This window comes from Flagellimonas flava, assembly GCF_050617915.1.
Lineage (GTDB): Bacteria > Bacteroidota > Bacteroidia > Flavobacteriales > Flavobacteriaceae > Flagellimonas > Flagellimonas flava_A.
Map to the genome: position 1 here is coordinate 1 of NZ_JBODQE010000203.1, position 234 is coordinate 234.

1 protein-coding gene is annotated in these 234 nt (G+C 35.0%); it reads left to right on the forward strand.

All coding sequences use genetic code 11. The features are described 5' to 3' along the window. Window positions 1-116: 116 nt before the first annotated feature. Window positions 117-234: DUF4172 domain-containing protein (locus tag ACRHOZ_RS21545; protein ID WP_431130457.1), on the forward strand; the 118-nt coding region annotated here is incomplete at its 3' end.

Consider the following 234-nt stretch of genomic DNA (forward strand, 5'->3'; position numbering starts at 1 on the left):
ATGAAGCAAGATATATGGGAAGAACTCTTTGCGGTTGGGAAGATTGAGCGAAAACAAATAAACATACAACTCGTATTATTATTATTTTTGAGCCGAATAATTTTTCTAATCGGCACATGAAATACAATTGGCAACAAAAAGATTGGCCCAATTTTCAATATCAGATGAGCAATATTGAGGATATGCTGTTTGATTTTGCGCAACGAACTGGTCGTATTAGTGGAGTATTGCAAG